The sequence below is a fragment of the Streptomyces sp. NPDC058525 genome (assembly GCF_042719495.1).
Lineage (GTDB): Bacteria > Actinomycetota > Actinomycetes > Streptomycetales > Streptomycetaceae > Streptomyces.
On sequence record NZ_JBHXNP010000184.1, the window covers coordinates 1 to 7304 of the forward strand.

Here is a 7304-nt window from a genome sequence, read left to right on the forward strand (position 1 = left end):
CGGAGCGGCTGGAGGTCACGAAGGCGGCGCTGTACTACCACTTCAAGACCAAGGAAGACATCATCGTCAGCGTCTTCGCGGACCTGACCCGGCCCATCGACGAACTCATCGCCTGGGCGCAGGGCCAGCCGCCGACCCTGGAGACCAAGCGGGAAGTCCTGCGCCGCTACAGCGAATCGATGGGCGCGGGCGCCCAGCTCTTCCGCTTCATGCAGGAGAACCAGGCCACCATGCGCGACCTGAGCATCGGCGAAACCATGAAGAACTGGATGTTCGAACTGGTGGAGCTGCTCCGCACCAAGGACGGCCCGCTGACGGACCAGGTCCGGTGCGTGAGCGCCCTGTTCACACTGCACGCCGGCCTGATGTACCTCCAGCACGTGGAAGGCGACCCGGAGGAGACCCGCCTGGCCGCCCTGGAGGTCGCGACGGACCTCATCACCCAGGCCCACGAGGCGGTATAGACCCGGCCGCGCCCGGACGGCCCACCCGTCAGCCGGCCCCCTCGCCGGCGATGACCGGCGGGCCGGCGGGGCGGCGGGCAGTCGGGGCGCGACTTCGCGCTTCAGCTGCCGGGCGAGGTAGCGCGCGGATGAGCCGGCCACGCTGCACTGCCGCAGGCCCCGCGGTCATCCGACAAGGACCGGCCGGCCTGGGCGTCTGCGCCCTCGGCACGGCCGAGCGCGCACATCGCGGCGCACGGCAGAGGCCCCGGATCAGCGGAGCCGGCGGTCCGCTTCGGCGATGGGGACGTCGTTGATGCTGGCCTCGCGGCGCCTCATCAGCCCGTCGGGGTCGAACTCCCACTGCTCGTTGCCGTGGCTGCGCCACCACTGGCCGGAGGCGTCGTGCCACTCGTACTCGAAGCGTACGGAGATGCGGTCGCCGGTGTACGCCCATAGCTCCTTGCGCAGCCGGTAGTCGAGCTCGCGCTCCCACTTCGCGGCGAGGAACTCCCGGATCTCGGCGCGCCCGGTGAGGAACCGGTCGCGGTTCCTCCACTGCGAGTCCTCGGTGTACGCGAGGGCCACGCGCTCGGGGTCCCGGCTGTTCCAGGCGTCTTCGGCGGCCTGGACCTTGGCGCGGGCGGATTCCTCGGTGAAGGGCGGCAGGGGTGGACGTACGGGGGCGGGGTCTTCGGCTGCGGCTGCGGCTGCGGCATCTGTGGTCATGACGGATCCCTCTCGTGCTCGACGCATGGAGAACATGGAGAACGCTCGTTCTCACCTTAGAGAACGGTCGTTCTCAACACAACCGGAATTGGGCTAGCCTTCCCCCATGGACGATGAAGAGGCCCGCACCCGCCTCCTGGACGCGGCGGAGGCGCTGTTCTACGCGGACGGCATCCAGGCGGTCGGCATGGACCGCATCCGCACGGAGTCGGGAGTCCCCCTCAAGCGGCTCTACCGCCTCTTCCCGGCGAAGGACTCCCTGGTCACCGCGTACCTGGAGCGCCGCGACGAGCGCTGGATGACGAGCCTGCGCGAGGCGGTGTCACCCCCGGACCCCGCGACCCGTCCGGCCTCCCCGGTCTCCCCGGCCTCCCCTGTCCTCGCGGTGTTCGACTGGCTGGCGGCCTGGTTCTCGGAGCCGGACTTCCGGGGCTGCGCCTTCCTGAACGCGTACGGGGAACTGGGCGCGGCCGGCCCGGCAGCCATCCTGGACGTCGTACGCCGCCACAAGGCACGGCTCCGCTCCCTCCTCGCCGACCTGGCCGGCCCGGACGACGAAACCCTGGCGGAGCAGCTCCTCATCCTGGTCGAGGGCGCCACGGTGGTCGCGGCCCTGGAGCCGGGCCCGATGCCGGCCCTCCGGGCCCGGGAGGTCGCGGCACGGCTGATCAACTCCCGTTGACCAGCCGACCCGTTGAGCTGTCGAGCAGTCGGGCGCGCCTCAGCCCGGCTTGCGGACCATGAACACGTCCACCGGGTCCTCGGCCTCCACGGAGAACCCGTGCCGCTCGTACAGCCGTCGGGCCGCACTGCCCTGGAGCACGTTCAACCGGACGGGGACGGCGCGGCGATCACACCGCTCCAGCAGCCGCCGCAGTACGCCCGACCCGATGCCGCTGCCCTGAAGACGCGGAGCGAGGTAGAAGTGCTCCAGCCAGTGGGCGTCCTCGGCCGGTCGCAGCGCCACGCAGCCGGCGAACGCACCGCCGACCTCGATCACCCAGGTGTGGGCGGGGTCGAACCCGTCCCGCAGCCGCTGCCGCACCCGCTGCTCGTCGTACCTCCCGAGCCGTTCCAGATCCGCGCGGAGCACCTGCGCACGCAGCTCGGCCACGTCCTCGACGTCCGACACCGAGGCCGGCCTGATCTCCCAGTCCCCCATGCTCGCCACGCTACCGTGCGGGCGGCGTCCCGCAGGAGCCGGCCATGGCCGCCCAGATGAGGGCGGCCGCCTCCATCTCGTCCAGCCACACCACCCCGAACTCCGCGGCCTTCTCCGGGGACGCGGGCAGCGGCCTCCCGGCCGGCTCCCAGCCCGTACCGTCCTCCCGCCCGAACGCCTCGTCGTACGGCACGCCGCGCACCACCCGCCGCCGCAGCGCGGGTCCTTGCCGCTCCGCCGCGCCGTAGTACGTGATGCGCCCTTCGGCGTCCACGGCGTCGAGCAGCGCCGGGTCGAGGGAGCTCAGCGGGATGTCGGCGGCCCGGCCCGCCGGTGCGCCGGGGCGCATCTGCACCCCGGTCAGGTCGAGGGACCCGGCGTGGTCCTGGAGGAACGCGCCGCCGCGTTCGTAGAAGAGCAGGAGCGGCTCGTAGAGGTCGGGCAGGTCCGGTAGGGCATCGGGGCGCCGCGCCCGGAACTCCGCCAGCCGCACCGCACCGGTCAGGGTCCGCAGGACGGGGCTGATGACGATGGTCCGGCCGAGAAGGCCGCGGATGCGAGCGGCATCCTCGTCCGTCGGAGGCGGGAACGCGGGGTCCACGTACTCGACGACGTCGAAGAACGGCCACGCCGCCCCGGCCGAGCAGGCCTGCGCCCACAGCCCGGCCCGCCGCAGGTATTCACGCATCAGCAGGCGGCGGGACATGACGCGCGCGAGCACGTCGTCCCACTCCCCGTCCCACTCCACGGCCCGCAGACGCTCCAGCACGCGCACCGCCGCCCGGTCACTCACACCACGGTCACTCATGTCACGTCCGCTAGTGGGCCGACAACTCCTGCAGGGCATCGAGTGATTCGATGTCCTGGACGACTGCTCCGGGCATCGACGACGCGGCCGCCCGCAGAGCGTCCAGCGAGCGCGTCCCGGCCTGACGTGCCTTGGCGAACTCCTGTAGGAGCGGCACACCGGCGGTGAAGGCGATGTCTCCGGCTGCGGTACGAGGCTCGTATCCGGCGGAGTTATCGTCCGTCCCCGCCCAGAGGTGGCCGACGGTGCGACCGCCGCTGCGGACCTCGACGTACCGGACCGGGCCTTCGGTGAACGTCTCGTACGACTGCTCCTCGTACCCCTTCGGCAGGAGGTTGAGCATGCGCTGCCATCGGGCCGGTACGGCGAACGTGCTCCAGGGGTCGGCGTAGTCCGTTCCCTCGTCCGCCAGATCCTCGAACCCGGAAGCGGTGGGCCGGCCGAAGTAGGTGGGATCGCCGGGTTCGACCTCGGCACCGAGCAGCCCGGACACGGCTCCGAGCAGAGCCGCCAGACGGGGGGCGTTGGCCGCGGCGACCTCCGGCTGCGGGCGTTCCCGTAGGTCCAGAGTCATCCAGGCGTCGGAATACGCCGCCAGCGAGACGCCCGCGTGCCCCTGGGGCCACACGAGCAGACGCAGCGCGAAGAGCCGCTCCGAACGGCGGGCCGCGCCGTCGGCGTCCAGCCATTCGCCGGGCAGCACGCTCCACAGGTGGAGCGTGGCGTCCTCGCCGAACCGGCCCTCGGCCGCCTCCACCGCACGGTCGAGGGGCCCGACGCCCTCCCACTCGTACCGCACGTGCCGCGGAGCCTTCAGGGTGACCACGCTCACTCCCCCATGACCCCAGCCGTCGACGAGACCGAGATCGGACCCGAGGGACCGGAGCCGGCCGAAGAGCTGAAGCGCCCGACGCGCACCCTGCCCTTGGAGGACGTCAACACTCGTCTCCCAGAACCATTCGCCCACGGGGTCCGTGGTGATCACAACATGTCCTTTGGACGGCGTTATCGCCGCGGCCGCCGACCGTCGCCGGGACGCGGCGGGGTCACTTTCCCTGCGGCCTTTGAGGAAGCAGGACCTGGACGCGTGCGCCTCGGCTGTTGAGCCATACTTCGAGATCGGCTCCGGAGATCTCCCGCAGTTCGCCTCGTTCGACGACCGAAGCCGGACCGAACACCGTTCCCGTCAGCCCCAATACCACCGTCTGTTCATCCATGACGACTTGGAACGACGTCTGCTGCACGCTCGCGTTCGACAGATCCGCGCCCTGAAGCTTCACGTCGAGCAATCCCGCCGCATCGAGTTTCGCTTCTCGGAAGGACGCTCCTCGGGCATCGACCGCCCACATTTCCGAACTTCCGAGGTCCGCTCGGTCCACATTCGCACCGACCAACGAGGATCCGTCCAGTACGGCCTTCACCAGCGTGGCCCCGGACAGGTCCGCCCCGGTGAGCTCGGCCCCCTCCAGATGGGATCGGTAAAGGTCAGCCCCGGACAGGTTGACGTCGCGGAGGACGGACTCCGTGAACAGCCCGTTGGCGAGATCGGCGCCGGAGATGTCCGCCCCGCTCAGATCGAGCCCGGCCACGTCCAACAGGGAATCGTCCTCCGCAGCCCACTCATTCAGGACGGCGGTAGCTTCCGCGTCGGCCGGGAGCGTCTTCACGCTGCGGCCATTGTCACGGATACCAGACAACGCGATCACTCCAACCGTTCTGCTTCACTATGGCTTCGAGGTCATCGATCGCCGCCTGATTCGCATTGCGCGTGTCGAGAATGACGACGCGGCCCTTTGCTTCGATCTGATCCTTCAGCTTGCGGATCCACCCCTGATTATCTGCCGGATTGTACGCGCCCTTGAATGGGAGCGTCTTGTCGCGAACGTTGTTGAGCGGCGGCCAGTCAGAGTGGACGCCCTTGATGTCGTAGAACTCCCCCGAACCCGGCGAATAGAGGTCGCCCTGGTTCGCCCCGGGCGGTCGCTGAATGTCGGCCGGGAGGGTTCCCTTCTCACGCATGTCGAGGGCGAGGCGCGCCTCGTCCATCTCGGACGGCTTCACCTTCCCCTTGTGGTCGGGGTCCTGCTTCATCTCGTCGAAGTCGTCCGTGTGGCGCTGCTCGACGCCTTCCAAATGCCGGGCGTGCGCAGCCTGTCCTTCCGGAGTGAGCGCGGGAGCAGGCCCGGATGACGACTCGGGGAGACCGTTGCCGCCAGGGCCCTCCGGGTGGGAGCCCGGGGTGTGGCCGGTGCCGGGTGGCGTGTTCTCGCCGTGGCCGGAGCCCGTGGAAGGGCCGTCCGAGCCGCCCGCGCCGCCAGGGGTGTCGCCAGGGCCGCCGCTGCCCGGGGTGGTGTCGCCGTGGCCGCCGCCCGTGGACGGGCCGTCCGTGCGGCCGGGGCCGGTCGGGGGTTCGTGGCTGGCGGACGGGCCCCTGCCGTGGTCGTACGCGTTGCCGCCGGGGCTGGTGTCCGGGCGGGGGCCGGGGAGGTCGTCGGCTGGGCGGAACGGGTCGGAGAGGTGGGAGCCCAGGTGGGCGCCGTCGTCCGCGCGGCCGCCGACCGTCGCCAGGACGCGCTCCGGGGCCTCGACCTTGATCGGGGTCTCGATCTTGACCGGGGTCTCGGTCTTGACCGGGGTCTCGGTCTTGAGCGGAGGCTCGGTCTTGATCGGGGGCTCGGTCTTGCCCGGGGTGGCGTGCAGGGGGGCGTTCGTGTCCGGCTTGGCGGGGTCCTTGCCCGGTGTGGCGTGGAGGGGAGCGTCCGTGTCCGGCTTGGCCGGGGGCTTGCCCGGCTGCTCGACCGGGGACTCGTCGCCGCGCTGGAGGACGCTGCCGTCCTCCTTGTAGAGGTTGCCGTCGCCGTCGACGTACTTCGCCGCGCTGTCCTCGAACGGCAGCTTCACCGTGCCGGGCGGCAGGGTGGTGGTGCCCTCGGGGAGCTTGACGTTGCCGTCCGGAAGCTTGATCGCACCGTCCGGAACCGCCGTGCCCTTCGGCAGTTGGATCGCTCCGTCGGGAAGCTTGAGGGAACCCTCCGGCAGGGCGAACGCACCATCCGTGTCGAGCTTCGGGATCTCGATGTTGCCCAGGCCCTTCAGGCCGGCCATCACATCGCCCGCCTTCGTGATCCCCGCGCCCGCACCCTTCATGATGTACGTCATCGGGTCCACGACCCGGCCCGTCTTGCCGGCCAGCGACAGCGCCTTCGCGACCGCACCGGCCTTGCCCGCACCGGACACCGCACCGCCCGCACCACCCGTGGCAATGGTCGTGACCACGTTGAAGGTCACCGCACCCGCCGCACGACCCGGGTTCGAACCCCACTGGTCCCAGGCCAGCAGCGCCTTGCCCGTCTCCTTCATCGCCGTACGCGACTCACGCAGCCAGGACGGCAGCTTGTCGTCGGGGGCGGCGAGGAAGAGGGGGCCGGCGCCGGGTATGGACATGATCGCAAGACCGGTGCCCAGCTTTGCGAGACCGGTCCACGACTGCTTGAACGTGTCCCAGCCCTGGAGTCCGACCAGGCCGCCGAGGCCCTTGAGGGTGCCCCACACACCGTCCACGAAGAAGCCCTTGCCGAACTCCCAGGCGTGCTCCCACACCTGCCAGCCCGGAATCGACTCCTCCACCGCATCACCCCACGGCAGGGACTTCGACTGCTTGAGCACCTCGGCGTCATAGCCGTACATGCCCTCACCGTGCGAACCGTCATCCGTCTTCAGCGGCTTCCCGCCCACCAACGCGACGATCTTCGCGTGACAGGCCTTCTCCACATCCTGGAACTCGGCCCACACCTCGGCGATCTTGTTACGGCGATCGAGGTTCTCGTCGATCAGATCACCGTCCTCACGCCACTTCTCGTCCTTGTCCGTCTTCTCGCGGAAGGCCTGCGCCTCCGCCTTCAGACTCTCCAGCTTCTTGATGACCGGAGCGGCATCGCGCGAGTACGTGCCCAGCGCGCCGGCGATCGTGCACATGTCGGAGCTCAGCTTCAGCCCCAGATCCGAGACCGGCTTCGTGGTCGCGAACAGCTGGTCAGCCTCCGGAGCCTGGTAGAAGGCCTGGATCGCGCCGAAGCTCGTGTGGACGTCCGAGGTCTTCGTCGCGACCGCCGCACCGCCCGAGGAGATCAGCTTGACCTTCTCGTCGAGCGTCGCGAGGTTG

Annotated in this window: 7 protein-coding genes and 1 pseudogene; 2 read left to right on the top strand and 6 right to left on the bottom strand. The window is 70.2% G+C overall.

Annotation, left to right across the window (positions count from 1 at the left end; translation table 11 throughout):
• Window positions 1-464 (top strand): TetR/AcrR family transcriptional regulator (locus tag ACFWP3_RS41135; protein WP_384231959.1); only part of this gene is annotated, 464 nt, incomplete at its 5' end.
• 252 nt (window positions 465-716) lie between these two features.
• On the opposite strand, the gene ACFWP3_RS41140 is transcribed toward ACFWP3_RS41135, so the two are convergent.
• Complete coding sequence (locus ACFWP3_RS41140; RefSeq protein WP_384231961.1) at window positions 717-1172, bottom strand: nuclear transport factor 2 family protein; 456 nt, start codon at window positions 1170-1172, stop codon at window positions 717-719.
• Between the two features lie 106 nt (window positions 1173-1278).
• Between ACFWP3_RS41140 and ACFWP3_RS41145 the strand changes: the two genes are divergently transcribed.
• The gene (locus ACFWP3_RS41145; protein WP_384231963.1) at window positions 1279-1854 is read left to right on the top strand and encodes a TetR/AcrR family transcriptional regulator; all 576 of its coding nucleotides are present in this window, start codon (window positions 1279-1281) and stop codon (window positions 1852-1854) included.
• Window positions 1855-1893: 39 nt separating this feature from the next.
• Here the strand turns inward: ACFWP3_RS41145 and ACFWP3_RS41150 are convergent, their stop codons facing one another.
• The 5 genes and pseudogenes from ACFWP3_RS41150 to ACFWP3_RS41170 form a co-directional block, all read right to left on the bottom strand.
• Window positions 1894-2334 (bottom strand): GNAT family N-acetyltransferase, encoded by a 441-nt coding sequence (locus ACFWP3_RS41150; protein ID WP_384231965.1) that lies wholly within the window; start codon window positions 2332-2334, stop codon window positions 1894-1896.
• Between the two features lie 10 nt (window positions 2335-2344).
• Window positions 2345-3142, bottom strand: coding sequence for a hypothetical protein (locus ACFWP3_RS41155; RefSeq protein ID WP_384231967.1), 798 nt, complete (start codon window positions 3140-3142; stop codon window positions 2345-2347).
• Window positions 3143-3152: 10 nt separating this feature from the next.
• Window positions 3153-4127: a hypothetical protein gene (locus tag ACFWP3_RS41160; protein ID WP_384231970.1), complete on the bottom strand. Its 975-nt coding sequence runs from the start codon at window positions 4125-4127 to the stop codon at window positions 3153-3155.
• 61 nt (window positions 4128-4188) lie between these two features.
• Window positions 4189-4809: a pentapeptide repeat-containing protein gene (locus tag ACFWP3_RS41165; RefSeq protein WP_384231972.1), complete on the bottom strand. Its 621-nt coding sequence runs from the start codon at window positions 4807-4809 to the stop codon at window positions 4189-4191.
• A 13-nt stretch (window positions 4810-4822) separates the two neighbouring features.
• Window positions 4823-7304: pseudogene (locus tag ACFWP3_RS41170) on the bottom strand (hypothetical protein); the annotation flags it as partial.

Coding starts and splice junctions, on each gene's coding strand:
- ACFWP3_RS41140 (WP_384231961.1), bottom strand. CDS start 1,172: ATGACCACAGATGCCGCAGCCGCAGCCGCAGCCGAAGACCCCGCCCCC.
- ACFWP3_RS41145 (WP_384231963.1), top strand. CDS start 1,279: ATGGACGATGAAGAGGCCCGCACCCGCCTCCTGGACGCGGCGGAGGCG.
- ACFWP3_RS41150 (WP_384231965.1), bottom strand. CDS start 2,334: ATGGGGGACTGGGAGATCAGGCCGGCCTCGGTGTCGGACGTCGAGGAC.
- ACFWP3_RS41155 (WP_384231967.1), bottom strand. CDS start 3,142: ATGAGTGACCGTGGTGTGAGTGACCGGGCGGCGGTGCGCGTGCTGGAG.